At 67.7% G+C, this 25,812-nt stretch carries 28 protein-coding genes; 15 read left to right on the top strand and 13 right to left on the bottom strand.

Translation table 11 applies throughout. The features are described 5' to 3' along the window. Positions 1-38 precede the first annotated feature (38 nt). Both AB0876_RS29555 and AB0876_RS29550 read left to right on the top strand, forming a co-directional pair. Positions 39-1,322 (top strand): lytic transglycosylase domain-containing protein, encoded by a 1,284-nt coding sequence (locus AB0876_RS29555; protein WP_491842480.1) that lies wholly within the window; start codon positions 39-41, stop codon positions 1,320-1,322. A 49-nt stretch (positions 1,323-1,371) separates the two neighbouring features. Then, entirely contained in the window at positions 1,372-2,514 is a 1,143-nt protein-coding gene (locus AB0876_RS29550; RefSeq protein ID WP_491842278.1) for an Mrp/NBP35 family ATP-binding protein, read from the top strand. Here the strand turns inward: AB0876_RS29550 and tatB are convergent. From tatB to sigE, 4 genes are all read right to left on the bottom strand, one after another. After that, positions 2,511-2,915, bottom strand: coding sequence for a Sec-independent protein translocase protein TatB (gene tatB, locus AB0876_RS29545; RefSeq protein ID WP_491842277.1), 405 nt, complete (start codon positions 2,913-2,915; stop codon positions 2,511-2,513). The two genes, AB0876_RS29550 and tatB, sit on opposite strands and share 4 nt — an antisense overlap. A gap of 2 nt (positions 2,916-2,917) precedes the next feature. Next, positions 2,918-4,414: a serine protease HtrA gene (gene htrA, locus AB0876_RS29540; RefSeq protein WP_491842276.1), complete on the bottom strand. Its 1,497-nt coding sequence runs from the start codon at positions 4,412-4,414 to the stop codon at positions 2,918-2,920. 78 nt (positions 4,415-4,492) lie between these two features. Next, positions 4,493-4,891, bottom strand: coding sequence for an anti-sigma E factor RseA (gene rseA / locus AB0876_RS29535; protein ID WP_054602999.1), 399 nt, complete (start codon positions 4,889-4,891; stop codon positions 4,493-4,495). A gap of 77 nt (positions 4,892-4,968) precedes the next feature. Further along, on the bottom strand, positions 4,969-5,748 hold the full coding sequence (sigE, locus tag AB0876_RS29530) for an RNA polymerase sigma factor SigE (protein ID WP_491842275.1): 780 nt from the start codon (positions 5,746-5,748) through the stop codon (positions 4,969-4,971). Between the two features lie 174 nt (positions 5,749-5,922). Here sigE and AB0876_RS29525 point away from each other — a divergent pair, with 174 nt between their 5' ends. The 6 genes from AB0876_RS29525 (at position 5,923) to AB0876_RS29500 (ending at position 11,275) form a co-directional block, all read left to right on the top strand. Continuing rightward, the gene (locus tag AB0876_RS29525) at positions 5,923-6,567 is read left to right on the top strand and encodes an O-methyltransferase (RefSeq protein WP_055116452.1); all 645 of its coding nucleotides are present in this window, start codon (positions 5,923-5,925) and stop codon (positions 6,565-6,567) included. Between the two features lie 123 nt (positions 6,568-6,690). Next, entirely contained in the window at positions 6,691-7,377 is a 687-nt protein-coding gene (locus AB0876_RS29520; protein ID WP_526043674.1) for a TetR/AcrR family transcriptional regulator, read from the top strand. Then, the gene (locus AB0876_RS29515; protein ID WP_526043673.1) at positions 7,374-8,279 is read left to right on the top strand and encodes an ABC transporter ATP-binding protein; all 906 of its coding nucleotides are present in this window, start codon (positions 7,374-7,376) and stop codon (positions 8,277-8,279) included. Before AB0876_RS29520 ends, AB0876_RS29515 begins: the two co-directional genes overlap by 4 nt. After that, positions 8,276-9,895, top strand: a complete 1,620-nt coding sequence (locus tag AB0876_RS29510) for an ABC transporter permease (RefSeq protein WP_526043672.1) — start codon at positions 8,276-8,278, stop codon at positions 9,893-9,895. The genes AB0876_RS29515 and AB0876_RS29510 overlap by 4 nt, the downstream gene beginning before the upstream one ends. Positions 9,896-9,915: 20 nt before the next feature. Next, positions 9,916-10,590, top strand: coding sequence for a methyltransferase family protein (locus tag AB0876_RS29505; protein WP_491842271.1), 675 nt, complete (start codon positions 9,916-9,918; stop codon positions 10,588-10,590). 10 nt (positions 10,591-10,600) lie between these two features. Further along, positions 10,601-11,275: a methyltransferase family protein gene (locus AB0876_RS29500; protein WP_491842270.1), complete on the top strand. Its 675-nt coding sequence runs from the start codon at positions 10,601-10,603 to the stop codon at positions 11,273-11,275. Here AB0876_RS29500 and AB0876_RS29495 read toward each other — a convergent pair. Continuing rightward, positions 11,263-11,832 (bottom strand): TetR/AcrR family transcriptional regulator, encoded by a 570-nt coding sequence (locus AB0876_RS29495; protein ID WP_491842269.1) that lies wholly within the window; start codon positions 11,830-11,832, stop codon positions 11,263-11,265. The two genes, AB0876_RS29500 and AB0876_RS29495, sit on opposite strands and share 13 nt — an antisense overlap. 115 nt (positions 11,833-11,947) lie before the next feature. Between AB0876_RS29495 and AB0876_RS29490 the strand changes: the two genes are divergently transcribed. Further along, positions 11,948-12,802 carry a lysophospholipid acyltransferase family protein gene (locus AB0876_RS29490; protein ID WP_526043671.1) on the top strand — a complete coding sequence of 285 codons (855 nt, stop codon included), beginning with the start codon at positions 11,948-11,950 and terminating at the stop codon, positions 12,800-12,802. Between the two features lie 46 nt (positions 12,803-12,848). Beyond that, positions 12,849-13,493: a DUF4126 domain-containing protein gene (locus tag AB0876_RS29485; RefSeq protein WP_491842267.1), complete on the top strand. Its 645-nt coding sequence runs from the start codon at positions 12,849-12,851 to the stop codon at positions 13,491-13,493. 27 nt (positions 13,494-13,520) lie between these two features. Here AB0876_RS29485 and glgC read toward each other — a convergent pair whose 3' ends face one another. After that, a complete protein-coding gene (gene glgC, locus AB0876_RS29480) occupies positions 13,521-14,735 on the bottom strand; it encodes a glucose-1-phosphate adenylyltransferase (protein ID WP_454791424.1) in 1,215 nt (404 codons plus the stop codon). 100 nt (positions 14,736-14,835) lie between these two features. Here glgC and glgA point away from each other — a divergent pair, with 100 nt between their 5' ends. Further along, a complete protein-coding gene (glgA, locus tag AB0876_RS29475) occupies positions 14,836-15,999 on the top strand; it encodes a glycogen synthase (protein ID WP_526043670.1) in 1,164 nt (387 codons plus the stop codon). Between the two features lie 20 nt (positions 16,000-16,019). Here glgA and AB0876_RS29470 read toward each other — a convergent pair whose 3' ends face one another. The 3 genes from AB0876_RS29470 to AB0876_RS29460 all read right to left on the bottom strand — a co-directional run bounded on the left by AB0876_RS29470 (position 16,020) and on the right by AB0876_RS29460 (position 17,332). Then, positions 16,020-16,187 (bottom strand): DUF3117 domain-containing protein, encoded by a 168-nt coding sequence (locus AB0876_RS29470; RefSeq protein ID WP_003885506.1) that lies wholly within the window; start codon positions 16,185-16,187, stop codon positions 16,020-16,022. Between the two features lie 183 nt (positions 16,188-16,370). Further along, complete coding sequence (locus AB0876_RS29465) at positions 16,371-16,958, bottom strand: DNA-3-methyladenine glycosylase I (protein WP_526043669.1); 588 nt, start codon at positions 16,956-16,958, stop codon at positions 16,371-16,373. After that, a complete protein-coding gene (locus AB0876_RS29460) occupies positions 16,955-17,332 on the bottom strand; it encodes a DivIVA domain-containing protein (protein ID WP_491842264.1) in 378 nt (125 codons plus the stop codon). Before AB0876_RS29460 ends, AB0876_RS29465 begins: the two co-directional genes overlap by 4 nt. A 121-nt stretch (positions 17,333-17,453) precedes the next feature. Between AB0876_RS29460 and AB0876_RS29455 the strand changes: the two genes are divergently transcribed. Next, complete coding sequence (locus AB0876_RS29455; protein WP_491842263.1) at positions 17,454-18,026, top strand: PepSY domain-containing protein; 573 nt, start codon at positions 17,454-17,456, stop codon at positions 18,024-18,026. Between the two features lie 3 nt (positions 18,027-18,029). Here AB0876_RS29455 and AB0876_RS29450 read toward each other — a convergent pair whose 3' ends face one another. The 4 genes from AB0876_RS29450 to log all read right to left on the bottom strand — a co-directional run bounded on the left by AB0876_RS29450 (position 18,030) and on the right by log (position 22,452). Further along, the gene (locus AB0876_RS29450) at positions 18,030-18,980 is read right to left on the bottom strand and encodes a glucosyl-3-phosphoglycerate synthase (RefSeq protein ID WP_526043668.1); all 951 of its coding nucleotides are present in this window, start codon (positions 18,978-18,980) and stop codon (positions 18,030-18,032) included. A gap of 31 nt (positions 18,981-19,011) precedes the next feature. After that, positions 19,012-19,836 carry a dihydropteroate synthase gene (folP, locus tag AB0876_RS29445; RefSeq protein ID WP_526043755.1) on the bottom strand — a complete coding sequence of 275 codons (825 nt, stop codon included), beginning with the start codon at positions 19,834-19,836 and terminating at the stop codon, positions 19,012-19,014. Positions 19,837-20,020: 184 nt separating this feature from the next. Next, a complete protein-coding gene (fadD6, locus tag AB0876_RS29440; protein ID WP_055116473.1) occupies positions 20,021-21,799 on the bottom strand; it encodes a long-chain-acyl-CoA synthetase FadD6 in 1,779 nt (592 codons plus the stop codon). 92 nt (positions 21,800-21,891) lie between these two features. Beyond that, positions 21,892-22,452, bottom strand: a complete 561-nt coding sequence (gene log / locus AB0876_RS29435) for a cytokinin riboside 5'-monophosphate phosphoribohydrolase (RefSeq protein WP_491842260.1) — start codon at positions 22,450-22,452, stop codon at positions 21,892-21,894. 147 nt (positions 22,453-22,599) lie between these two features. Between log and AB0876_RS29430 the strand changes: the two genes are divergently transcribed. From AB0876_RS29430 to AB0876_RS29420, 3 genes are read left to right on the top strand one after another with little or no spacing between them, the layout of a single operon-like run. Continuing rightward, positions 22,600-23,259 carry a TetR/AcrR family transcriptional regulator gene (locus tag AB0876_RS29430; protein WP_526043754.1) on the top strand — a complete coding sequence of 220 codons (660 nt, stop codon included), beginning with the start codon at positions 22,600-22,602 and terminating at the stop codon, positions 23,257-23,259. A 33-nt stretch (positions 23,260-23,292) separates the two neighbouring features. Further along, positions 23,293-23,682, top strand: coding sequence for an anti-sigma factor antagonist (locus AB0876_RS29425; protein ID WP_491842259.1), 390 nt, complete (start codon positions 23,293-23,295; stop codon positions 23,680-23,682). A gap of 10 nt (positions 23,683-23,692) precedes the next feature. Further along, positions 23,693-25,765 (top strand): ATP-binding protein, encoded by a 2,073-nt coding sequence (locus tag AB0876_RS29420; RefSeq protein WP_526043667.1) that lies wholly within the window; start codon positions 23,693-23,695, stop codon positions 25,763-25,765. Positions 25,766-25,812 lie beyond the last annotated feature (47 nt).

The raw sequence follows: 25,812 nt of genomic DNA, 5'->3' as shown, positions 1-25,812 counted from the left end.
CGGTGTTCGAGACCGCTCGGCGCCGTATGAGCCAGCTCATGCGCTCACCTGTGCTCGGTGTCGCCGTCCTGGCTCCCATCGTTCTGGTCGCCGGTGCCGGGTCTTCCGCGTCGGACGTCGACATGTCCAACACCGCGGTCACGCCACTGGCCGCCGTGGCACCCCAGATCGACCGCTCGGGCCCTGCGGTGGTCGCCGCGGCCCGGCCGCCGACGAACTTCCGTATCAAGTCGATGACCACGATCTCGGCTCCCCCGCCCGCTTTCGTCGTCAATACCCCTGGTGCCCTTGGCATTCCGGGAACGTCACTGAAGGCATACCGCAACGCCGAACGGATGATGGCCGCGGCCTACCCCGGCTGCGGTATCAGCTGGAACCTGCTGGCCGGCATCGGACGGATCGAGTCGGGGCACGCCAACGGCGGCGCCACCGATGCCCGCGGCACCGCGGTGCGCCCGATCTACGGTCCCGCCCTCGACGGCACCCTGCCGGGCAACGAGATCATCATCCAGAGCGCGCAAGCCGGACGGGTTTCCTATGTCCGGGCCATGGGGCCGATGCAGTTCCTACCCGGAACCTGGGCCCGGTATGCCTCCGACGGCGACGGCGACGGCAAGGCCGACGTGCAGAACGTGTACGACTCGGCCCTGGCCGCCGCCCGCTACCTGTGCAGCGGTGGGCTCAACCTGCGGGACCAGTCCCAGGTCATGACCGCCATCCTCCGGTACAACAACTCGGTGGCCTATGCCCGCAACGTGCTGGGCTGGGCCGCGGCATACGCCACCGGTGTGGTGCCGGTCGACCTGCCTGAGATCACCGGGTCCATTCCGCCGATCGGCGATTCGCATCTGGACAATCCCGAGGGCCTCGGCCCGGGCCTGCCGGCCGATGCCACCGGGCTGCCCGCGGGCGATCCGCTGGCCCTGATCCCGCTGCTCAACCGCAATGAGACCGGCACACAGAACGTCCCGGGATTCGCGCCCGGGCAGGTGCTCGGCCCGCTGCCCGGTCCGGCCCAGGCCATCCCGTCCGAGACGCCCGCCGCCCCGCCGCCGTGGGTCCCGCCCTGGGAGCAGCCGCGCCAGCCTGCATGCGTCGTGTTCTGCCTGGGCGAGCAGACTCCCCCGCCCGCTCCGGCGCCGCCCCTGGGACCGCCGCCCGCTCCGGGTCCGGGCCCGGTCCCCGCACTGCAGCAGGCTCCCCCGCCGGGACCGCTGCCTGCCGCCCCGGTCGGCCCGCCGATCGAGGCCGCGCCTGCCTCCCCGGCACTTGTCGGGCCGGCACCCGGACCCGCGCCGGGACCGGCACCGGGTCCGGCCTGATGCTGGCCTGAATCCAGCTCGCGGTGCCGCCGCCGTAGACTCGGCGGTGATGTCCGAATCTGCCACTGAGCTGCAATCCGCAGTTCGCGCTGCGCTGGCCAAGGTGATCGACCCCGAATTGCGGAAGCCGATCACCGAACTCGGCATGGTCAAGAACATCTCGATCGATGCCGACCACGGCGTCCATGTCGAGATCTACCTGACCACCGCGGCCTGCCCGAAGAAGACCGAGATCGCCGACCTCGTGACGGCCGCCGCCACCGATGTGCCGGGCACCGGCGCCGTCAAGGTGAGCCTGGACGTGATGAACGACGAGCAACGCGCCGAATTGCGCACGCTGCTGCGTGGCGATTCCCGCGAACCGGTGATCCCCTTCGCCCAGCCCAACTCCCTGACCCGGGTCTACGCGGTCGCCTCAGGGAAGGGCGGCGTCGGCAAGTCCAGCGTGACGGTCAACCTGGCCGCGGCGATGGCCGCCCGCGGGCTGTCCGTCGGCCTGCTGGACGCCGACATCTACGGCCATTCGGTGCCGCGCATGATGGGCACCAGCGACCGGCCCACCCAGGTCGACTCGATGATCCTGCCGCCGATCGCACATGACGTGAAGGTCATCTCGATCGCCATGTTCACCCAGGGCAACACGCCCGTGGTGTGGCGCGGGCCGATGCTGCACCGTGCGCTGCAACAGTTCCTGGCCGACGTGTACTGGGGCGATCTGGACGTACTGCTGCTCGATCTGCCGCCCGGCACCGGCGATATCGCCATCTCGGTGGCTCAGTTGATCCCCGGCGCGGAGATCCTCGTGGTGACCACTCCGCAGATGGCCGCCGCCGAGGTGGCCGAGCGGGCCGGGGCGATCGCCCTGCAGACCCGTCAGCGCATCGCCGGCGTGGTGGAGAACATGTCCGGCCTGCAGATGCCCGACGGCACCGTCATGCAGCTGTTCGGCGAGGGCGGCGGCCGTCAGGTCGCAGAGTCGCTCACCCGATCGGTGGGCGCCGAGGTGCCGCTGCTGGGCCAGGTCCCGCTGGACCCGGCGCTCGTGGCCGCCGGTGACTCCGGGGTTCCGCTCGTCCTGTCGGCGCCCGAATCAGCGGCCGGTGCCGAGCTGCGCAAGATCGCCGAGGGATTGTCGGCCCGCAAGCGGGGCCTGGCCGGGATGTCTCTGGGTCTGGATACCGCGCGCCGCTAGGTCGCGTCGGGGTCGAACGACGTGCCTGCCGCCTTGTCCGTCGGCTTGCTGCCGATCTCGCCGGCCGGCTTGTCGCCCGGTACCGACGGCTGCTGATCCTTGCGGTCGTCGAACGCACCCGTCAGGAACGAATCGTCGCCCTCGAGCAGGTGCTTGGTGATGGCGGCCCGCGGCGTCATGCCGCGCAGCTTCTGCAGCTCGGCCAGAGGCTGCCGCAGATCATCGAACTCCGGGCCCAGGTCCTCGCGCAGCTGGCTGGTGGCGCCGCTGACGTAGTCACGTGCCTGACGCAGGGCGCCGGAGGTCCATCGGATGGCACCGGGCAGGCGCTCGGGCCCCAGGATCACCAGACCGGCGATCACCAGGACCAGCATCTCCCCCCACCCGATGTTCGCGAACATCGCTACTGCGCTTTTTGATCGTCGCCGATGGGCGTGACCATGAAGGTCATGGGCCGACCGTCGCGGAGCACCTCGATCGGGGCTTCCTGTCCGATGTGGAGCTGACGCACCGCGACCACCATCTCGTCGGCGTCGGCAACCTTGCGGTCCCCGACCTTGACCACCACGTCGTTCTCCAGAATGCCGGCCTTGTCGGCCGGGCCGCCCGCATTGACATTACGGACCTGCGCACCGGAGGCCACGCTGTTGCTGACCGTGACGGCGCTGAGCAGCAACGTCGGATGCGCGACCTTGCCGTCCTTGATCAGGTTCTCGACGACCTGCTTGACCTCGTTGACCGGGATGGCGAAACCGAGGCCACTGGCGCTGTCCGACAAGGACTTTCCGGCCGTGTTGATCCCGATCACCTCGGAGGACATGTTGATCAGCGGGCCACCGGAGTTGCCGTGGTTGATCGAGGCGTCGGTCTGGAGCCCGTCGATCACGGTGTCGGTGTCCGAACCTTCGCCCGACAGCGGCACCGGCCGGTGCAGCGCGCTGATGATGCCGTGGGTGACCGTGCTGCGCAGCCCCAGCGGGGCGCCGGCCGCGATGACTTCCTCGCCGACGCGCACCTTCTCGGAATCACCCATCCGTGCCACGACGAGATTGTCGACGTTGTCGACCTTGAGCACCGCCAGGTCGGTCTTCGGGTCACGGCCGACCAGGTTGGCCGGCACTTCCTTGCCGTCGTTGAACACGACGGTGATCTGGTAGTCCGCGGGCTTGCTCGCGGCATCGGAGATCACGTGGTTGTTGGTGACGATGTAGCCCTTGCCGTCGACGACGACGCCGGAGCCCTGCGAGCCCTCGGTCTTGCTCTTGGCCTCGATGGTCACCACGGAATCCTCGACCGCCGAGGCGACGGTGGCGAACCGGCCGGCGTCCGGAGACGGGAGGTCGCCGGTCTCCAGCGTCACCTTCGAGGTGGTGAAGGCCTGCACGGTACCTGCGGTCTTCTGCCCGACCCAGCCACCGATCGCGCCGACCACGAGCGTGATCAGGAGCAACACGACGAGCGCGAGCCACGACACCCGACCACCGAACAGCACCTCGCGGGCACCCAGCTTGCCGATCGGGGCAGGCACGATCACCGGAGCGGCCGGCGCCTGCGCGGGTGTGCCCAGCGCCGGGACGGCACCCGGGTTGCGCCATGGGTCGTCGAAGTCGTCTTCGCCTGCGGTCCGCTCGGCCTCGAGTGCCCCGGCGTCGGTGGGGTGCCGCTGCAGCGAGTCACCGCCGACGGAGGGACGGCTGAACGCCTCGGCCAACACAGGATCCGGAGGAAGGTCCTTGGGGGCGTACTCGCCCTGGTCCTGGTACTTCTCTGCACCGAGGAAAGAGCCGTCCACACCAGCGGGCCGGCCGAACGTACGCTGCGACAACTGGTCGACGGGTGGCCGCTCGACAGGGCGCGGTTCCAGACGGCCGCTCTCGTCGGACTGGTCCTGATTGGTCACCGGTGTATCACTCTCTATCGGAGCGCCCGCCCCAGCCAGATAGGCCGACGCCGGTCACTGATCGCCTTGGGGTCCAGCCTACCGGCGCTTACGCCGACTCCGCGTCGGGTCGTCAGCAAACTGAGGCTGTTCATCGACGTCAGCCGGGGGCTGCGGACTGTGGTGCGGTATCTGCGACAACAGTCCCAACAGGGAATTCGGAATGGCTATCGGACAGGAATCCCGCAATGCGGCCCGGGCCTGACCCTGGGCATCGACCTCGGCCGCGCAGTCCGGGCAGAGGGACAGGTGGTGCGCCGCTCGCAGATGCGCGCTCATCCGCAGCTCACCGTCGACGAAGGCCGCGATGGCCTCGGTCGACAGGTGCTCGGTGGAACCGAACTGTCGAGGTGCGCCTACCGGTGCGTCGCTCTGCGAAGCGAACTGCGCAGGCAACCAGGAGAATGCGCGACGGAACACGTGTCCCGGGTCGACCATCGCCCAGCTCCTCCCGCCATGACCAAATGTCCTGACCCGAATGTAGCGCGACCTGGCGCGCCGAACATCAACCACCACTAGGCAGATTTGGCGGTTTCCGGCGAGTGCTTCGCCAGGTACTCGCGCAAGGCCTGCCGACCGCGGTGAATGCGGCTGCGGACGGTACCGAGCTTCACGCCCAGCGTGGCGCCGATTTCTTCGTAGGACAGACCCTCGATGTCGCACAGGACCACGGCGGCGCGGAACTCCGGCGCCAGCGAGTCCAGAGCGGCCTGAAGATCGGCTCCCAACCGCGAGTCGTGGTAGATCTGCTCAGGGTTCGGGTCGTCGGCCGGCACCCGGTCGTAGTCCTCTGGCAGCGCTTCCATGCGGATGCGGCCGCGGCGACGGACCATGTCCAGGAACAGGTTGGTGGTGATGCGGTGCAACCACCCCTCGAACGTTCCCGGCTGGTAGTTCTGCACGGAGCGGAACACCCGGATGAAGGTCTCCTGGGTCAGGTCCTCGGCATCGTGCTGGTTACCCGAGAGTCGATAGGCCAGCCGGTACACCCGGTCCGCGTGTTGACGCACCAGCTCGTCCCATGACGGCATGGCAGCCTGATCGCCGGTGGCGTCGAACACGGCGGTGCCGGTCAACTCATCGGACGGCTCCACCCATTCACCTGCGGTGAATTGCTCAAGATGAGCCATGGTCACCGGGGCGGCCTGGGTGGCGGGGTTCGAGGTAACAGCGTTCGTGCTCGTCGGATCCTCCTGATCACAGTTTTCACTCAGCTCAACACGACTGATGACTTCGCTATTCCGATTGCTGTCCTGGTTGTGCTGGGCAGTGCGCCAGCGGGCGCCGTGTTCCATGCGGATACCGTTCCTGATCCCGGTGTGGCAGGCATATGAGCAATCTGAACTTTCCCTGAGAAAGCCGACGATACGTCCGGTTACCTGCGCAGACCAGCGAATTTTCAGGGGTGATACCTACCACCCACGGGCGTGTCGCGACGACGCCCCCGACCTCTGGCCTACGCTGCGGGCATGGTCAGCTCCAACCCCGGTCGCGCCGAAGCGATCGTCACGCATGCCGAACGATCGATCTCCGAAGACGAGATCGTCGCGGCCGCGCGTGAGCGGGCCGAAGAACTCGGCGCGGGTGCGGTGACGCCTGCCGTCGGAGCGTTGCTGAGCGTGCTCGCGCGGCTCACCGGGGGCCGGGCGGTCGTCGAGGTCGGCACCGGCGCCGGCGTCAGCGGGTTGTGGCTGTTGTCCGGCATGAGCGACGACGGCGTGCTGACCACCATCGACGTCGAACCCGAGCACCAACGAATCGCCAAACAGGGGTTCAACGAGGCCGGAGTCGGCCCCGGACGCACCCGGCTGATCAGCGGACGCGCCCAGGAGGTGCTGACCCGCCTGGCCGACGAATCCTATGACCTGGTGTTCATCGACGCCGAGCCGATCGATCAGCCGCAGTTCGTGGCCGAAGGGGTGCGCCTCCTACGTTCCGGCGGCGCGATCGTGCTGCACCGGGCCGCGCTGGGCGGCCGGGCCGGCGACGCCTCGGCGAACGACGCCGAGGTCGGTGCCGTGCGGGAAGCAGCCCGGTTGATCGCCGAGGACGAGCGGCTCACCCCGGTGCTGATCCCATTGGGCGACGGTCTGTTGGCCGCCGCCCGCGACTGACTCTCCCCAACCCTTCCCGGCCTCACCCCTCACCTGTAGGGGCGGGGCCGAACTTTTTCTTTACGGATTCCTGACGGGCCACCCCCTTGACCGAGCACTGAACGCGCGTTTAGCGTATTGAACATGCGTTCAGTCGATGATCGAACAGCAGTGGCCCGGATCCGCGACGCCGCGATCGAGCAGTACGGCCAACACGGATTCAGCGTGGGGCTGCGCACCATCGCCGAGGCCGCGGGCGTCAGCGCCGCCCTGGTGATCCACCACTTCGGTTCCAAGGAAGGGCTCCGCAAGGCGTGCGACGCCTACGTGGCGGAGGTGGTGCGCGAGGCCAAGACCGAGTCGATACAGAACAGCGATCCCGCGAGCTGGATCGCCCAGATGTCCGAGATCGAGTCCTACGCGCCCCTGATGGCGTACCTGGTGCGCAGCATGCAGTCCGGGAGCGATCTGGCGAAGACGTTCTGGCACACCATGGTCGACAACGCCGAGCAGTACCTCGAAGAAGGCGTGCGGACCGGCGTGCTCAAACCCAGCCGCGACCCCAAAGCGCGGGCCCGGTTCATGGCGATCTGCAGCGGCGGTGGATTTCTGCTGTACCTGCAGATGCACGACGACCCGACGGATCTGCGCCGGGTGCTGCGCGATTACGGCGAGGACATGATGCTGCCGGCCCTCGAGCTCTACACCGACGGACTCATGACCGACTCGACGATGTACGACGCGTTCCTGAACCAGCGCGAACAAGGCATCCCGTTCAGCTCAGCCTCCGAGACCGACAACCAGAGCACCGAAACCAAGGAGCCAGCGTGAACCATTCCGTCGAAATCCGCGGACTGTCAAAGTCTTTCGGGCACACAAAAGCGCTCGATGGGCTGAACCTGAGCGTGTCCCCTGGCGACGTCACCGGTTTCCTCGGCCCCAACGGGGCCGGTAAGTCCACCACCATTCGGGTGTTGTTGGGCCTGCTCCGCGCCGACGGGGGCACCGTGCGACTCCTGGGCGGCGACCCGTGGCGGGACGCGGTCGCCCTGCACCGCCGCATCGCCTACGTCCCCGGCGATGTCACCCTGTGGCCCAACCTGACCGGCATGCAGGCCATCGATTTCCTGTGCCGGCTGCGCGGCAACGGCGTCGACGCCCAGCCATACATCCGGAGACGCGATGACCTCATAGACCTGTTCGAACTCGACCCGCACAAGAAGGCCCGCACCTACTCCAAGGGCAACAGGCAGAAGGTCGCCATCGTGGCGGCGTTCAGTTGCCACTCCGAGCTGTACATTCTCGACGAGCCGACGTCCGGGCTGGACCCGTTGATGGAACGGGCATTTCAGCAATGTGTGGCCGAGGTGGCCGGCCAGGGTGCCGCGGTCCTGCTGTCCAGCCATATCCTGGCCGAGGTCGAAAAGCTCTGTGACAACGTCACGATCATCCGGTCCGGACGCACGGTACGTTCCGGCACCCTCGCCGAACTGCGGCACCTGATGCGCACCAAGGTCACCGCCCGCACCCGCTCCGACGGACGGGCGCTGCAGAACACCCCCTACGTGCACGACTTCACGAGCAACGATGGCACAGTGAGCTTCTCGGTGGACCGGGCCGACCTGGAGTTCACCCTCGAGCACCTGACCGACCTCGGCATCGAGGATCTGACGGTCACACCGGCATCGCTGGAGGACATGTTCCTGCGCGAGTACCAGGGGACGACCCGATGACCACCGCCATCGCCCCGACCCGGCCCGCCCGACGGCCGAGCACGGACACGTCACCGTTCACCGGCATCGACACGCTGCTCAGGTTGGCGCTACGCCGCGACCGGGTGCGGCTGAGCGTGTGGGTTGCCGCACTCAGCTTGATGATGGTGTACGCCCCCAACGCAATTCGGATGGCCTACCCCGGGGAGGAACAACGCCTGGCCCGGGTTAACCTGCTCAAGACACCTGCCGGGATGATGCTGGGCGGCCCGATGTTCGGCGTCAACGAAACCGACCTCGGCGTGATGATGGCCAACGAGCTGACTCTCACCCTCACCATCGCCACCTCGATCCTGGCCATTCTCAACGTGATTCGTCATACCCGGGACGAAGAGGAGAACGGCAGCGCCGAGCTGGTGCTGTCCTCGGTGGTGGGCCGCTACGCCCGAACGGCTGCCGCACTGGCCCTGGTCGGCGGACTCAACGCGGTGCTGGCACTCACGATGACGCTGGCGATGGCCTCCACCGGCTTCGCGTTCGTCGACACCGCCGCCATGAGCCTGGGCATCACCGGCGTCGCGATGGTGTTCGGCGCGGTCGCCGCGGTGACCGCCCAACTCTGGCGCCAGTCCCGCACCGCATCGGGCGCGGCGATGGCAACGTTGGCGGTGGCGGCGCTGGTCCGCGGGGCCGGAGACGTCATCGACAACTCCGGCAGCACCCTGAGCTGGTTCTCCCCCATCGCCTGGGCACAGCAGATGCGTCCGTTCGTGGATCTGCGCTGGTGGCCGTTCGGGTTGTTGGTCATCCTGGCGGTCGGATTGATGGCCGGGGCCGCGGTGCTGGAGAGCCGCCGCCAGTACGACGCGGGCACCATCGCATCGACGGGTGAGCGCCCTGACGCCCCCGCCATCACCGGCCCGCTGCGGCTGCACCTGACGCTGCAACGCGGGCAGACGATCGGCTGGGCGGTGGGACTGTTCGTGGCCGGGCTGGTATTCGGCTCGATGACTAAAGCACTGTTGGACGCGGCCGAGACCAACGAGCTGATCGCCCGATTGCTGTCCGCGACGGGCAATGACGGCATCTACACCACCATGACCCAGTTCCTCGCTGCGGCGGCCACGGCGTATGTGTCCTCGGTGGTGCTGCGGGTGTACACCGACGAGCAGAACGGCCTGGGCGAACCGGTGCTGGCCGGAGCGGTGTCCCGGTGGCGCTGGCTACTGGGCGCGGTCGGCTGCGCGTTGGCGGGGTCGGCGATCCTGATGTTCTGCGCCGGCCTGGGCAACGGTCTCGGTGCCGGGCTGACGCTGGGTGAACCGGGCACCATCATCCGGCTCACCCTGGCGGCGCTGGCGTATCTCCCCGCGCTGGCGGTGGTGGCCGCTATCGCGGCCCTGGCCGTGGCCCTGCGGTCACCCTGGATCGCCTGGCTGGCAGTCACATTCGTGATCACCGCGTTGTACCTCGGGGCACTTCTGCGATTGCCGCGCTGGCTGATCGAGCTGTCCCCGGTGGGCCAGACCACCGTACCGAGCCACTTCCCGGCCCTGGCTCTGGCGGTAATGCTCGTCACCGCAACGGTTCTGGCGACCGTCGCGGGCTGGATCTATCGCAACCGCGACGCGGTGTGAAACCGAAGAGGAGACAGTTGATGAAACTCGCACTTCAGACGATCGCATCGGGTGTGTTCGGCCTGGCACTCTTCGCCGTTGCGCTGTTCTGGCCGGCCGGCACGTTCCACTATTGGCAGGCCTGGGTTTTCGTTGCCGTGTTCATGGCGACCACCATGGTCCCGAGCATCTATCTCGCGGTCAGAGACCCAGCCGCCCTGCAACGACGCCTCCACGGTGGGCCGACCGCGGAAACGCGGATCGTGCAGAAGATCATCATCTGGGCGGTCACGGGCTCGGCCTTCGCGGCGTTCGTCCTCAGTGCGCTCGACCACCGGTTCGGCTGGTCGAGTGTGCCGACCGCGGTGGTCATCCTCGGCAACGCCCTGGTGGCGGTCGGGCTCATCCTCGCCCAGACGGTGGTCTTTCAGAACAGCTTCGCCGGTGCCAGCATCCAAGTGGAGGACGACCAGCCACTCGTCTCGACGGGGCTCTACGGGCTGGTCCGGCACCCGATGTATTTCGGCGCGGTGTTGATGATGTTCGGCACTCCACTGGCCCTGGGTTCGTACTGGGCCCTGCTCGTTTCGATCGCCTCGATACCGATTTTCGGCGCACGGATCGCCGACGAGGAGAAGATGCTGCGCTCCGAGCTCGACGGCTACGACGAGTACATGCAGAAGGTCCCCTACCGGCTGCTGCCCTACGTCTGGTGAGGACTGCGACGTGAAGACCGGTCTACTCACAGCCGTGTCGGCCGTCATCGGGCTGGTCGTATTCGGTGCGCTGGTGTTCGGTCCGGCCGGGACGTTCGGCTACTGGCAGGGATGGGCATTCATCGCGGTGTTCGCGCTGACCACTCTTCTTCCAAGCAGATATCTGGCGGTGCACGATCCGGATGCGCTGCGGCGCCGGATGCGCGCCGGACCGGTCGCCGAGACCAGGCCATTACAGAAGGTCGCCAGCACGTTGGCGTTCACCTTCCTGGCCGCGATGGTCATCGTGAGCGTCCTGGACCACCGGTTCGGCTGGTCGGCCGTCCCCGCCTGGGTGTCGGTGGTGGGCGACGCGTTGGTGGCCGTGGGGCTCGGCGTCGCGATGCTCGTGGTGAGCCAGAACAGCTACGCCGCGGCCAACGTGATCGTGGAGTCGGGCCAGACCGTGGTGACCACCGGCCTGTACGGGCTCGTCCGGCACCCGATGTACGCCGGGAACGTGATCATGATGATCGGCGTCCCGCCGGCTCTCGGCTCGTACTGGGGATTGCTGCTCATGCTCCCGGGTGTCGCGATACTCGCCATGCGCATCGTCGACGAGGAGAAACTCCTACACGCCGAACTCGCCGGCTATGACGACTACACCCGAAAGGTCCGTTACCGGCTGCTGCCCTACGTCTGGTGAGCCACGACGCGAGCGGCGGCTTCGACGGCGGCCGCCCGGCGCGAGGCCAGCACGGCCGGGTCATCGGTGACCGCTTCGCGGCTCGGCAAGTGGGCCCAAGCCAGTCCGATGCCGAACAGCAACGCGATCAGCTCGGTCGACTCCCAGACCGGGTCGACATGTCCGCCGGCCTGCGCGGCTTCGATCGCGGCGACCGCCTGAGCGTGTGGTGACGGACCATCGGTCTGCGGTTCGTCGAGAGTGAACCCCTCCAGTTGGGCCCAACTGATCATGCGGAGATGCTCGGGCCGGTGGTAGGCCAGATCAAAGATGTCGCCGACGAACTCGGGCACGGCCTCCGGCCGCAGCGTGACCGATCGGAAGAACTCGGCTCCGTCGGCGGCGAAAACTTCGCGGAACAAGGTCTCCTTGTCGCCGAAGTGGGCATATAGCCGCTCCTTGCTCGCGTGTGCAGCGCGAGCAATTCGGTCGACGCGCGCGCCGGCCAGCCCGTACTGAGCGAATTCGGCTCGTGCCGCGGCGAGGATCTCCCCGCGCAGTTCCGTCGTACTTCTCACAGCTGAATCATAGCCAGACGAACTAGTTCGTTCGGTACGATCGACGACAGGTCCGAACATGTCGGGGACTCCGACCAGCCGGCACCAGCCCCAGCACGTACCCGAGGAGTCGTCCATGTCCGTCACCAAGATCGACGAGATCATGAATCAACCCAGCCGCGTCCAGACCCTGCGCCGCGCGGTGGAAACCGTCGCCGACGGAATCGACCCGCTGGTCAACCTCTACCGCCCCTACGTCGACGGCCTGGAGAACCTACCCCGCGACGGCCGATTTCTGTTGGTGGGCAACCACACCCAGTTCGGCACCGAGACCCTGATGATCCCGTACGCGGTGCGCCGCGAGATCGGGATGCGGGTGCGACCGCTGACCGACCGCCGATTCGGTGACATGCCCCGCCCGGTCTCCGACGTCATGGCGGCCTGCGGGGCCGTCGTCGGATCCCCCGAGGGCGCCGGCGAGCTGATGGCGCACGACGAGCCCGTCATGGTGTTTCCCGGTGGCGGCCGCGAGATCGGCAAGTTCAAGGGCGAGCAGTACCAGCTGCGCTGGGAGGGCCGAGCTGGATTCGCCCGCGTCGCGATCGAATACGGCTACCCCATCGTCCCGGTCGCGCTCGTCGGCGGCGACGACGTGTACGTGGGCGTCACGACCCGCGACCACTGGCTCGGTCGGCTCAGCCAGACCGTCGGCGAGAAACTGACCGGTCAGCGCGATATGGCCGTACCGCTGGTCCGGGGCATCGGCCCCACCCTGATTCCGCGACCCCAACGCATGTATCTGCGCTTCGAGGAGCCGATCGGCACCACGAAGCCGGCTCGGACATCCGACGCGAAATGGGTCGAGACCGTCAAGCAGCGCACCCAGGAATCGTTGGAGCGGAGTCTGGGCGATCTGCTGGCCCTCCGCGCCGAGGACCCCTACCGCGAACTGAACCCGCTGGCCTGGCGCAACGCGACCCAGAGCGGATAACGGCGAACTGCCGGGACCCGGGCCGAGTTCGCCGCATACTGCAGTAATGGAACTGTTGACCGGCTTTGGCCTGGCCACTGCGGCGGGTCTCAACGCCTACATCCCGTTGCTGGCCCTTGGCCTGCTGTCACGCTTCACCCATCTGGTGTCATTGCCGGCGGGGTGGTCCTGGCTGGAGAACGGCTGGGTGATGGCGATCGTCGCGGTGCTGCTGGTGGTCGAAGTGGTCGCCGACAAGATCCCTGCCCTCGATTCCATCAACGACACCATCCAGACCTTCGTGCGCCCGACCGCGGGCGGCATCGTGTTCGGCTCGGGCACCGCGTCCCAGACCGCCGCGGTCGCCGACCCTGGCGCGTTCGCCCAGTCCGGCCAATGGATTCCGGTGGCGATCGGCGCGGTCACCGCACTCGTGGTGTCGCTGACCAAGTCGACGGTCAGACCGGCCGCCAACGTCGCCACCGCCGGGGTCGCGGCCCCGGTGCTGTCCACCGTCGAGGACGTCACGAGTGTCGGACTGGTCTTCGTGGCGATCCTGCTGCCGATCCTGGTGCTCGTCGCGCTGCTGGCGCTGATCTGGGGTGCCTTCCGGCTGTGGCGGTGGCGCCGACGACGCAGTGAAGCCAAGATCGGCGTCAACGCACGCAGCAGTGCAGCTCCCCGCCCCGCCGCGGTAGATCCCTGGGAGTGAATCCGATTCGGCGTTGCGTCGGACGCGTCAGATCCACACACCCTTGCCGACGGCGACCACGCCGCCCGCGCTGATCGCAAAACGTTCCCGGTCCTTGTCGAGGTCCACTCCCACCATCTCGCCCGGGCCCACCACCACGTTCTTGTCCAGGATCGCGTGGCGCACCACCGCTCCGCGGCCGATTCGCACCCCCGGCATCAGCACGCTGCCCTCCACGATGGCGCCGTCGTCGATCACCACATTGGAGGACAGCACCGAATTGCGTACGGACGCCGCGGAAATGATGCTGCCCGCGCCGACGACCGACTCCTGTGCCGAGCCGCCGTTGACGAACTTGGCCGGTGCCAGCATCTCCATCTCGCCTCGGATCGGCCAGCGCTTGTTGTACAGGTTGAACACCGGGTGTACCGACACCAGGTCCATGTGTGCGTCGTAGAAGGCGTCGAGGGTTCCGACGTCGCGCCAATAGCCGTGGTCGCGTTCGGTGGCCCCGGGTACCTCGTTGTTGTTGAAGTCGTAGACCGCCGCCATCCCGTCGGACACCAGTCGCGGAATGATGTCGCCGCCCATGTCGTGGTCGGAGTGGTCGTCGTCGGCGTCGGCGCGGATCGCGTCGATGAGCACCTTGGTGGTGAAGATGTAGTTGCCCATCGACACGAAGGTCTGCTCGGGATCATCGGGCGTGCCCGGTGGGTCCGCGGGCTTCTCGACGAAATCCTTGATGCGCCCGGAGTCGTCGGCGTCGATGCACCCGAACGCACTGGCCTCCGCGCGGGGCACCCGGATGCCGGCCACCGTCGCCCCGGCCCCGCTGTCGATGTGGAACCGAAGCATCTGCTCGGGGTCCATGCGGTACACGTGGTCGGCGCCGAAGATGATGATGTAGTCGGGATCTTCGTCGTAGATGAGGTTGAGCGACTGGTAGATCGCATCCGCCGAGCCGGTGTACCAACGCGGGCCGAGCCGCTGCTGAGCGGGCACCGGGGTGATGTATTCACCGGCCAGACCCGACAGGCGCCAGTTCTGGCTGATGTGACGGTCGAGTGAATGCGACTTGTATTGCGTCAGAACACAGATCCGTAGGTAGCGGGCGTTGACGAGATTGGACAGCACGAAGTCGATCAGCCGGTAGGCACCGCCGAAGGGAACTGCCGGCTTGGCGCGATCGGCGGTCAACGGGTACAGCCGTTTTCCCTCTCCCCCGGCCAGAACGATGCCCAGCACATGTGGCAACTCCCTCATGGGTCCAAACCTATCCGCCAACCAGCAACGCGGCCAGCCAATGGCAACAGAAGTCTGCGGCGCGTAGCTAGACCCGCCAAGACCTACTACCGTCTCGGATATGCGGGTGGCCATGATGACTCGGGAATATCCACCCGAGGTGTACGGCGGTGCCGGTGTGCATGTGACCGAACTCGTCGCACAGTTGCGTCAGCTTTGCGACGTCGACGTGCACTGCATGGGCGCCCCGCGCGACGGCGCCTTCGTGGCGCAGCCCGATCCCGCGCTGCGCGGTGCCAACCCGGCCCTGTCGACCCTGTCCGCGGATCTCAACATGGTCAACTCGGCGGCCGCCGCCACGGTGGTGCACTCGCACACCTGGTACGCCGGAATGGCCGGGCACCTGACCGGCCTGCTCTACGGCATCCCCCATGTACTGACCGCCCACTCCCTCGAGCCGCTGCGCCCGTGGAAGGCCGAGCAACTCGGCGGCGGCTACCGGGTGTCCTCCTGGGTGGAGCGCACCGCGATCGAGGCCGCCGACGCGGTGATCGCGGTGAGTTCCGGCATGCGCCACGACGTGCTGCGCACCTATCCGGCACTCGACCCCGGCCGGGTCCACGTGGTGCGCAACGGGATCGACACCGACGTCTGGTACCCGACTCCGCCTGCCGACACCGACTCGGTGCTCGCCGAGCTCGGGGTCGACCTGAGCCGACCCATCGTGGCTTTCGTCGGGCGCATCACTCGTCAGAAGGGGGTGGCCCACCTGGTGGCCGCGGCCCATCGGTTCAGCCCCGAGGTGCAGCTGGTGCTGTGTGCCGGCGCCCCGGACACCCCCGAGATCGCCGCCGAGGTGTCCTCGGCGGTGGCCGAGCTGGCCCGGGCCCGCACCGGCGTGTTCTGGGTACGCGAAATGCTGCCGATCAACAAGATTCGCGAAATACTCTCCGCTGCAACAGTTTTCGTATGCCCTTCGGTGTATGAGCCGTTGGGTATCGTGAACCTGGAAGCGATGGCCTGTTCGACACCGGTGGTCGCGTCCGACGTCGGAGGCATCCCCGAGGTGGTCGCCGACCGGCAGACCGGGCTGCTCGTGCATTACGACGCCAACGATCCGCGCTTCTTCGAGATGCGTCTGGCCGATGCGGTCAACTCACTCGTGGCGGAGCCGGAAACCGCCCGAAAGTACGGCGAGGCCGGACGCCAGCGCTGCATCGCCGAGTTCTCCTGGGCGCACATCGCTGAACAGACCCTGGAGATATACCGCAAGGTGTCCGCCTGAGCGGACACCTTGCGAGCCGATCAGCTGGTGACGGCCTTGAGTTCGTCGCCCAGCGCAGCTGCCTCGTCGGGAGTCAGTTCGACAACGAGGCGCCCACCGCCTTCCAGCGGTACTCGCATAACGATTCCTCGCCCCTCTTTGGTTGCTTCCAGTGGACCGTCACCGGTCCGGGGCTTCATCGCCGCCATCGAGTGCTCCCTCCAACAGTGCCGACCCGTGTCAGCGGGCCAGGTTGGGGCCGAAGCCGCCCACTCGTTGGCGGCACCCGGCGTTGAACTGCTACTGAACTAGCCCTATTGTTCCTTATCCGCGGCTGTGCTTGTGCAAAGACCCGTCGGATACCGACCGAAGGCATGTTTTACCGGTCACAATTACCGCGCCGGAACCCAGCAGGTCGAGACATGGTCGTCGACCATCCCGGTGGCCTGCATCAACGCATATGCCGTGGTCGGACCGACGAATTTGAAGCCCCGCCGCTTGAGTTCCTTGGCCATCGCGGTCGATTCCGGGGTCACGGCAGGAACTTGTGCCAGGTCAGCGGGCCGCGGCCGGGCCGGCGGCGCGAACGACCACAACAGCTCGCCGAGGTCTACGTCGAGGTCGGTGACCGCCCTGGCGTTGGCGATGGTCGCGAGGACCTTGGCCCGGTTGCGCACGATGCCCGCGTCGGCCATCAACCGCTCCACGTCCTCGTCGGTGTACTTGGCGACGACGTTCGCGTCGAACCCGTCGAACGCGGCCCGGAAATTCTCCCGCTTGCGCAGGATGGTCAACCAGCTCAACCCGCTCTGGAAGGCCTCCAGGCTGATCCGCTCGAACAGCGCACCGGAATCCCGCAGCGGGCGACCCCACTCGGTGTCGTGATAGTCGCGGTAGAGGGTGTCCCCCGTGGCTGAGCTGCTGGCTGAGACCGCCCAGCTGCAGCGGGTCCGGCCGTCGTCGGTGCCGTCCTCGGTCATGGCTCCTCCGAGGTCCGGACCTCGCCTGCGGTGGCCGATACTTCTTCCTCGTCGTCGGCGGCCTCGTCGAAGTCGTCGGGCACACCGTACGCAGCACGGACCGCTGCCAACTCCCCGCGGACCGCGTCGAGTTCGCGACCCAGCCGATCGAGCACCCAGTCCACTTCGCTGGTCTTGTATCCGCGGACGACCTGGGCGAACTTGATCCCATCCACATCCGCACCCGTCACGCCGGAGGCCGGCAGGACCGTGGCGGTGGTGCCCCGTGGCAGCGGCGGCAGCGTCTCACCGCGGCCGAAGATGACGCTGCCCAGCCCGAACAGCACCGTGGCCACCAGAACCAGCACCACGAGGTACAGCAGTATCAGTGTCACAGGGTCCACTATCCACGACACCACCGACGAGATCCGGCACGACCTCGCCGACCGGTTGACGGGTTATCTGGGTATACGCCGCCAAGAGTCGTCAAGTTCGTCCCGACGAAAGGTGGAACCCATGCTCGGCAACAACACACGGTCGTACACCGTGCGCATCGCCGGAGCCGCGACGGTGATGGCAGCAGTCGTCGCTTGTGGCGGCGGCCAGTCCCCGACCGCTTCGAGCCCGGTAGAACCGCGCGGCACCGGCGCGGCCGCCCCCGCCGACAACACCGCGCTGCTGGCCGCCGCGGACACGGTCCGCGGCACCGTTCCCGGCAGCACCGTGATCTCGGTCGAAAGCGAGCACAACAACACGCAGTGGGAGGTTCAGGTCGTCACACCCGATGGCATCGAGCACGAGGCGGAGGTCTCCGCGGATGGTGCCACCGTCCTGGGCAGCCCGGTCGCCAAACCGGAAGACGCCAATGACGTCGCCAAACACCGGAGCCGTCTCCAGGCGGCCAAGCTCGACCACCGCGCGGCCGTCGACGCGATCACCAAGGCCGTCGACGGACGGATCACCGAGTTGAATCTGGATGACCGCGACGGCGGCACCGTGGTGTGGGAAGCCGACGTCATCGACTCCGCGAACGCTCTCCACGAGGTCAGCGTCGACGCCGCAACAGGTGACGTCGTCGCCCGGAAATGACCGTCAGCGCGGCCGCAGTGTGACCATGGGCGGGCGGTCGGCCAGGGACACCGACGACACCCGCGGGGTGAAGTCGTCACCGTCGGCGTAGAACTGCGTCAGCCCCATCCCCGAATCGGCGATCCCGCACCGCGACAGCAGGGTCGCGATGACCTGCCGGCTCATCGAGGCCAGCTCGGTCAACGGCCGGTTGCGGTGCGCCCGGACGCCGAGGTTCACCTGGGCGATGGCGTCGAGGCCGAGCCGGTCGTAGGTGTCGACCAGCAGGCCGATCTCCACGCCGTAGCCGGGCGCGAACGGCACCGAGGTCAGCAGCTCGCGGGTGCCCGCGTATTCACCGCCCAGCGGCTGCAATACGCAGTTCAGTTCAGGGCGCAGCGAGGCCAGCAGCGGGCGCGCCACCAGCTCGGTGACCCGGCCGCCACCGTTCGCATCCTCGGCCCCGCTGACCTTGAGCGGCCGCCGGTAGAACCCCTTGACCAGGTGCACCCCGTCGGCGGTGAGCAGGGGGCCGAGCAGCTTCGGGACGAACATCGGGTCGGGATCGATCAGGTCGGAGTCGACGAAGGCGATGATGTCGCCTGTCGTCGCGGCCAGCGACCGCCACAGCACCTCGCCCTTGCCCGGTTGCGGCGCGATCTCGGGCAGCGCCACCTCGCGGCTGACCACCCGGGCCCCGGCGGCGACGGCACGGATCTCGGTGTCGTCGGTTGAGCCCGAATCGAGCACGATCAGCTCGTCGACCAGCCCGCCCAGCAGCGGGGTGATGGTCTCGACGACGGACGCAACGGTTTCTTCCTCATTGAGGGCAGGCAGAACCACCGAGACCGTGCGGCCGGCCTTGGCGGCCTCCAGCTCGGCGATGGTCCAGCTCGGCCGGTTCCAGCTGTGGTCGGTCAGCCAGCGGTGGCCCACGACGCCGTCGAGGGTATTGAGATCAGGCGCTGTAGTCATGCGCGATCCGCCTTCGGCTCCTCGCTGAAAGTCATGCCAACCCCCTCACTGTTCGTGCGGGTGCCCGCACTCCCTGGATCGACGCGACCATCTCCAGCACGCGCCGTGTGGGTCCGACCTCGTGTACCCGGAACATCGCGGCTCCATCCGCGGCGGCCAGTGCCGTCGCGGCCAGGGTGCCCTCCAGGCGTTCGGTCAGATCCACACCCAGAGTCTCCCCGACAAAATCCTTGTTGCTCAGCGCCATCAGGACTGGCCATCCGGTCTTAACAAGATCTTTTACGTGACGCAACAAACTAAGACCGTGATGAGTGTTTTTACCGAAATCATGGGTGGGGTCGATCAGGATCCGGTCGCGTGGCACACCCGTTGCTACCGCCCGCTCGGCGGCCGCGGTCACCTCGGCGATGACGTCGTCGACGACGCCGCGTTCGGTGATCCCGTAGTTCACCCGGAACGGCCGGGTGCGCGGCACCGCGCCACCGGTGTGTGAGCACACCAGGCCGGCGCCGAACTCGGCGGCCACCTCGGGCAGACCCGGATCAGCACCCGCCCAGGTGTCGTTGATCAGGTCGGCCCCGGCCGCGCAGGCCTGCTTGGCCACGGCGGCGCGCCAGGTGTCGACGCTGATCAACTGGTCGGGGTAGGTGGTGCGTAGCCATTCGATGAACGGCACGACGCGGGCGATCTCTTCTTCGGCGTCGACCATGCTGCCGGGGCCTGCCTTGACGCCGCCCACGTCGATCACGTCGGCACCCTCGTCGATCGCGCGCTGGGCAGCAGCCTTGGCCGCGTCGTCGGTGAAGGTGGCGCCGCGGTCGTAGAACGAGTCCGGCGTCCGGTTGACGATCGCCATGATCAGCGCACGGTCAGCCGCGACCGGGCGCCCGCAGAACGTCGTCAACACGCCTCCATAGTGCCCGGTGGCTCGACCACCGCAGTATTCGCGCCAGCTTCCGCGCCGTTTTCTACCTGTTGGTCGTCGCCGGACGCGGTCCACGACCCAGACGTGGAAATCGGCGCGGAGCTGTCCGCCCCGCCTACTTCGGTCGCTTACCGGCCGTCACTTCGTCGGGGTATTCCGGGTAGAAGGGCACGTAGCCCTCCTCGCGACCGGCCAGGACGTACAGCGGATCCTTGACGTCGTCGCCGTAGCCCTGCTTGCGCAGGTCGACCTTCTGACTCTTGAACGTCGAGGTGTGCGCCAGTTCGGTGACGACGCGGACGAACAGCGGCACGGCGTAGGCCGGCAGGTGCTCGTAGAACGCGTCGGCCAGCTCCTTGCCGGCGAACTCCTTGCCGCCCTTGAGCTGCACGGCGGCCATCCCGGCGCGACCGCCGGCGCCGGGCACCTCGACGCCGAACACGGTGCACTCCTCGATCAGCGGATGGCTGGCAACAGCCGCCTCCACCTCGGTGGTGGCCACGTTCTCGCCCTTCCACCGGAACGTGTCGCCGAGCCGGTCGGCGAACGCGGCGTGACCCAGCCCCTGAGAGCGCATCAGGTCGCCGGTGTTGAACCAGACGTCGCCTTCCTTGAAGGCGTTGCGCACCAGCTTCTTCTCGCTGGCAGCCTTGTCGGTGTAGCCGTCGAACGGCTGCAATGCGTTGATCTTGGACAGCATCAGGCCGGGCTCGCCGCGCTTGACCTTGCGCAGCCGGCCGTCGGCGCCGCGGGCCGGTTCGCCACTGTCGGCGTCATATTCGACGAAGGCGACGGGGCTCGGGCAGATGCCGGTGGACTTCGAGACGTTGAAGACGTTGACGAAGGCGGTGTTGCCCTCGCTGGCGGCATAGAACTCGCAGACGCGCGGGATGCCGAAGCGCTGGGTGAACTCGTCCCAGATGGCCGGGCGCAGCCCGTTTCCGACGATCACGCGGACCTTGTGTGCGCGGTCGGTCGGCTTGGGCGGCTGGTTGAGCAGATAGCCGCAGATCTCGCCGATGTAGACGAAGGCGGTCGCGTCGTAGGCGATGACCTCGTCCCAGAACCGGGACGCCGAGAACGACTTGCCCAGGGCCAGGGCGGCACCCGAGTTCAGTGCCGAACCGACCGAGACGGTCAGTGCGTTGTTGTGATAGAGCGGCAGGCAGCAGTACAGGGTGTCGTCGCTGTGCAGCCGCAGCCCGAGGCCACCGAATCCGGCCAGGGCGCGCAGCCAGCGGTAGTGCGTCATGACGCTGGCCTTGGGCATGCCGGTGGTGCCCGAGGTGAAGATGTAGAACGCCTTGTCCTTGGCCAGGACGGCGGACGCGCTGGCCGGGTTGGTGGTCGGCGCGGTGGCCGCCAGCCTGCGCAGCTCCTCGACCGTGATGAGGCCGTTGACCTCGGCCCCGCAGTCGGTGACGTGCTCGATCAGATCGGACTCGGCCACCACGGCGGTGGCGTCGAGCAGCCCGAAGCTGTGGGCCAGCACCTTGCCCCGCTGGTGGTAGTTGAGCATGCCTGCGACTGCGCCGCACTTGACGATCGCCAGCATCAGCAGCACGGCATCGGGCGAGTTGCGCAGCATCACGCCGACGACGTCGCCGTGGCCGACGCCCTTGGCCGCGAGGACGGCCGCATACCGGTTGACGGTCTCGTTGGCTTCGCGGTAGGTGATGCGCTCGTCGCCGAACTTGAGGAAATCCCGGTCGGCGTACTGGGCGGCCCGCTCCTGGAACACCTTGCCGATCGAGGTCTTGGCGGTCGGCCGGGCCATCATCCCGGTGAGCACGCCCCGTGCGATGACCGGCGCATCCATCAGCAGACCGGGTACCTGGCTGGCGAGGTCGAGTAGGCCGACGCTGCTCCTGGTGCCCGATTTCTGGTCGGTCATGCGGTCTCCCCCTGCGCGTTGTTATGGGTCTCGAAGTGGCTCTCGTGTGGCCAACACCATAGCCGCGCTGGTAACCGCCGTTACCGCCGGTTCTAGGTAACCGACTCGCACGCCTCGAGCGCGGCGGAGACCTCGTCGACGACGATCAACCGCTCGAGCGCTGCATCACTCACGTAACCCGAGGCGACGAGCCCGCGCAGCCACTTCAACAAGCCGTCGTAGTGACCGAACGGGTCGAGCAGCACCACCGGCTTCTCGTGCATCCCGAGATAGCCCGCCGTCCAGGCCTCGAAGAACTCCTCCAGCGTGCCGATGCCACCGGGCAGCGCGATGAACGCGTCGGAGCGGTCCTCCATCTCCTTCTTGCGTTCCCGCATGGTGTCGGTGACCACCAGTTCAGCGGCGTCCACGTCAGCGAGCTCGCGGTGAACGAGCGCCTTGGGAATCACGCCGACCGTGCGACCGTTGCTCGATCGCGCCGCCCGGGCAACCGCCCCCATCGCCGACACGTTGCCGCCCCCGGAGACCAGCGTCCATCCGCGCTTGGCGATCGCCACCCCGACCTCACTGGCCAGGGCCAGCAGCTCGGGATGGGTGGGACCCGAGGCGCAATAGACACACACCGCAAACTCGCGGTCAGTTTCACCGGACACGCACACAACCTAGAGGGTGGTGGTGAACCGTCGATGTCGGGTGGGCGATGTCCGTCGGGTGATGGACTCGACCCCGGCTCACAGGGAGACTGGGCTGAACGCGGAGGGACGAACCTGGTGACTGACGATGTCGATCAACCGGCAAGGTTGAATCGCGAGTTCATCTTGGACACCGCGATCGATCTGATCGACCGCGAAGGTCTGACGAAATTGACCATGCGACGGCTGGGCACGGCCTGCGGCGTCGAAGCCATGGCGTTGTACCGCTATGTGCACAGCCGGGGCGACCTGCTGACCGGTGTGGTCAACCACATCGTGGACCGCCTCTACGCCGATCAGCTCGCCGCGCGGCGACAGGAGGACGGCTGGCAGGACTTCCTGCTGCGGCTGGGGCACGGGGTACGCCAGATCGCTCTTGACCATCCCGAGGTGTTCCCTCTGGTGGCGACCGAGGCGCCGGAGGCTCCGTGGGTGCGGCCGCCGCTACGCAGCCTGCGCTGGATGGAGACCTTTCTGGAGACGCTGATCTCCTACGGGTTCGACGATGACGCCGCCGTGGCCGCCTACCGGACGTACACCACGTTCCTGGTCGGCCAGTTGCTGCTGGAGGTGTCTGCACGCGGTGTCGCGCTCAGCCCGGACGAGGCGGCTCTCGACGACGAGCCGCGGCCCGATACCTCGCTGGCCGACTATCCGAACCTGCGGCGGCTGCAACCGATGCTGGCCGAGGACCACAGCACCGACGAGTTCGAAGAAGCGCTGGAAGCCCTCCTCGATCGCATCGAAACCTGGCTCGACGGCCACTGAGCAGGCTCGTTTACAACGTAAACCAAGATCGGTATGCTCGGTTCCATCGTGGAATCGAACCCGCAGGATCACGAGCTGCACTGGATGGCTCACCCCGTACCCGAAGGCCTCGTCGTTCAGGTCTTCGGACAGGTCGATGCCCACAACGAGTCCACGTGGGAACGCATGCTCGGCGAGTCGGCGGCCGCCGCTCCCGAGGGTTCGATCCTCGTCGTCGACGGCGGATCCCTGGATTTCATGAGCTGCGGGGCGCTGGTCGCCCTGGCCAAACAGGCCGTCGACAGCCGGCAGCAGGGGGTCACGGTCCGACTCGTCATCACGATGCCGAGCATCCGACGGGTCATCGCGGAGTGCGGTATGGACGACGCGATCTCGGCGCACCCGGATGTCGAATCAGCGTTGAACGGCGGCAGCCCACCATAGGATTCGGTGGATGGCTGTCGACTGGGTGATCGCACCGCGTGACCGTGTGCTCGACGGCCTGGAAGCCGGCCTGCACGAACGCTGCGGCGCGGCGTTACTCGGCCCCGCCGGGGTGGGCAAGTCGTCGGTGGCCCGCACCGCAGCCGAACATCTCACGGCGGATTTCCGTCGCGTCCTGTGGATCACCGGCACGGAATCGGCTGCGGCAGTTCCCTTTGCAGCGGTCGCGCACCTGATCGACATCCCCTCGACAGGCAAGACCGCCGAGGTGATGCGCGCGGCGCGGGAGGCGCTCGGGTCCGAGTTGCTGGTGGTCGTCGACGACGCGCATCTGCTGGACCGGTTGTCGGCGGCGCTCGTCTACCAACTCGCCGTGACCGGTGCGGCCAAACTCATCGTGACCGCGTCTGCGGGGGCGCCCGACGACGTCGCGGCGTTGTGGGGTGACCGGCTGGTGAACCGCGTCGAGATGTCACCGCCGGGCCACGATGATGCCCGGCTGGCCGACCAGGTGGACACGTTTCTCGCCGACCTGCCCGACGACGTGGCCGGGGTCTTGCGACAGCTGGCGGTGCACGATCCGCTGCCACTTGCCGATCTGACGGCACTGACCAGCACCGGTGCCGTGCAGGCGGCACAGGACGGTGGCGTGGTTCGCGTCGTCGACGAGATGGTGCACTGTGTGCATCCGCTGTTCCTGAGTGCCATGCGCGCCACTGTCGGCGGGCCCGACCTGCGGCGGTTGCGCAACGCGGTGGTCGAGAGATTGTCCGCGGCGCCACGGCCCGGTGTCGTCGACCGGCTGCGGGTGGCGGTACTGGCCCTCGACAGCGATGTGCCCCTTCCCGCCGGGGAACTCGTCGGCGCGGCCGGTGAGGCGCTGCGGTTGGGCGACCTGGAGCTGAGCGAACGGCTGGCACGGGCCGCGACTGCGGGCGGAGGCGAATTCACGAGTCTGCTGACCCTGGCGTACGCGTTGGCCTGGCAGGGCCGCGGCCGTGAGGCCGATGCCGTGTTGGGACAGATCGACCCGGCCGGCCTGTCCGAGGATCAACTGATGGCGTGGGCGCTGCCGCAGGCGGCCAATCAGTTCTGGATGTTGTCCGAACCCGAACGCGCCACCGCGTTCCTGAAGGCCACCCGCCGACGGGTGTCGACACCGAGGGCACAGACCACGCTCGACGCGCTCGCAGCCACCTTCGCGATGAATGCCGGTGCGCCACAACGGGCTTTGGGCCTGGCCCTGGAGGTGCTGGCCTCCCCCGCCGCTGATGACACCGCGGTCGGCTGGGCGGGGTCGACGGCGGCGCTCAGTTGCGCGCGCCTGGGCGCCTTCGACCGGGTGGACGCGATGGCCGAGCGCGCGTTGACGGCAGGGCATCCGGGCCTGTTGCGGTTCACCAGCGGATACGGTCAGACCACGGCGCTACTGATGACCGGCCGGCTAGACCGCGCCGAGGAACTGGCTCAGACGATCACCGATTTCACCCAGCTGCTGCAGCCCGGTCGCGCGGTGGGCGAGGTGCTGATGGCCGACGTGTTGCTGGTGCGCGGTCAGCTCGATGAGGCGATTGCCTTGTTACGCAAGGCGACTGCCGCGTTGGCACCGACCGGGTATTCCTGGGGTCCGCTGGCGTGGATGCTGTTGGCCCAGACCTTCGGACAACGGGGCATGCCGGTCGAAGCCGGGAAAGCATTGTCGCGCGCAGAGTCTCGGCACGGGCTCAAGTCGATGCTGTTCGCGCCGGAATTGTCCCTGGCCCGCGCCTGGACGTGCTTTGCCCGCAAGGATTCGGTGGGTGCGGTGACCGCGGCGCGCGAGGCAGCCCGGGCCGCTGAGCGCGGCGAACAATCCTCGGTGATGCTGCGCGCGTTGCACGACGGCGTGCGACTCGGCGATACGCGCGCGGTCGACGCGCTGGCCCGGGTGGATCTGGATTGCCTGTTCGGGCAGCTGACGTCGGACCATGCGCGGGCGCTTGCCGCTGGAGATGGCGCGGCGCTACGGGATGTCTCGGCGCGATACCGCGACATCGGGATGCTCGCCGCTGCCGGGGACGCCGAACGCCAGGCATCGGCTTGAGCAATTCTTCGTCTGGCGCCCACCCGGACCGACCGTAGAATGCCCAC

Origin of the sequence: Mycobacterium sp. NPDC049093, assembly GCF_040704635.1 — a bacterium.
GTDB lineage: Bacteria > Actinomycetota > Actinomycetes > Mycobacteriales > Mycobacteriaceae > Mycobacterium.
The sequence above is the reverse complement of the archived record's forward strand: the minus strand, read 5'-3'. Positions and strand labels throughout refer to the sequence as shown.